Genomic DNA, 1254 nt, shown 5'->3' with positions numbered 1-1254 from the left:
GCGTCAGCAGGCCCATCCGGACCCGCTCGGGGAAGCTGTCACCAACTATGTGATCTTGCGGCACGAAACCAGGACTCTAGTCGATCATGCGCTAGGGCTTGCAGAGGATTAACTCGCAGTCTTGATCTCGGTCGGGAAGGCCGTGCGCTGGATTGAGGCAAGCTCGAAGAGCGCGTCCAGGTTGGCGAGTTGGGGTTCGGCGGCCTCGATGGTGCGGTCGGCGGCCTGGAGGAGCTGGCGGACGTCGCGAATGCGCCGGTTGATGGTGAAGGGTGTAACGCCGAAGAGTCGAGCGACGGCGACCTGCGGGAGGCCGAGCCGCTGGTGGAGCAGGACGGCCAGGAGGCGGTCGGCGAGGGTGAGGACAGGGCGGCGGCCGGTGGTGCCGTCGCCCTTGATGCGGGGCCGGTGTCCGCGCCGCTTGTTGAGTTGGCCCTCTCGCTGGGTGTCGTGGAGGGTCAGGAGCTGGGCGATCAGGGTGTCCCATTCGGCTGTGGTGAGCCCGGTGAACGTCGGATGCCGCAGCCAGGCGAGGTCGGGGCTGGGCTGGTCGAAGGGGTCCGGGGCTTCGCTGATCTCGGCGTATGTCTCGGGGCGGAGGGTGTAGTTCCAGTCGCCGTGCCAGGTGTGCCGGTCCAGCGGCAAGGCATCCATCTGCCGGTCGCCGACGGTCACGCCGGTTGGGTAGGTGTTGGTGTCGAGTTCGGCGTGGACGGTCAGCCCGGTGCGTGTGCGGGTTGCGGCGATGCTGTTCACGATGACTTCGTGGCTGGTCAACGGGCAGCCACGCCAGTTCATCGTGATGTGCGAGAACAACCGGTGTTCGACCTTGTTCCATTTCGAAGTGCCAGGAGGAAAGTGACACACGGTGACATCCAGGCCCGTCTCCACCGCGAGGGCGGCGAGTTCGGCCTTCCAGGCACGGGTGCGGTAGCCGTTGGAGCCACCCGCGTCCGCGGTGATCAGCAGTCGTCGCGCGCCCGGATAGGCGGCATGTCCGGCACCGTGCCACCAGCGACGGATCGACTCCACCGCGAACGCGGCCGTGTCGTGGTCCGTTCCGACGTTGACCCAGCCGCTGTTGGCGCCCAGGTCATAGACACCGTAGGGAATCGCCTTGCCCAGTTCCTTGTCGGGGAAGTCATGGGTGGCGACCGGTTCGCCTGCGCGTTGCCACTCGATTCCGGTGTTCTTGTAGGGGCCGACCAGTTCCTTCTTCTTCGTGTCCACGCTGACCACCGGATCCCCGGCGGC

Annotated in this window: 1 protein-coding gene; it reads right to left on the bottom strand. The window is 66.5% G+C overall.

What is annotated here, in order from left to right:
- Positions 1-108: 108 nt before the first annotated feature.
- Positions 109-1254: ISAzo13 family transposase (locus tag ACIQU6_RS45000; protein WP_403488568.1), on the bottom strand; the 1146-nt coding region annotated here is incomplete at its 5' end.

Origin of the sequence: Streptomyces sp. NPDC090442 (genome assembly GCF_044769405.1) — a bacterium.
GTDB lineage: Bacteria > Actinomycetota > Actinomycetes > Streptomycetales > Streptomycetaceae > Streptomyces.
Note: the sequence above shows the minus strand (reverse complement) of the source record. Positions and strands in the feature narration are given on the sequence as shown.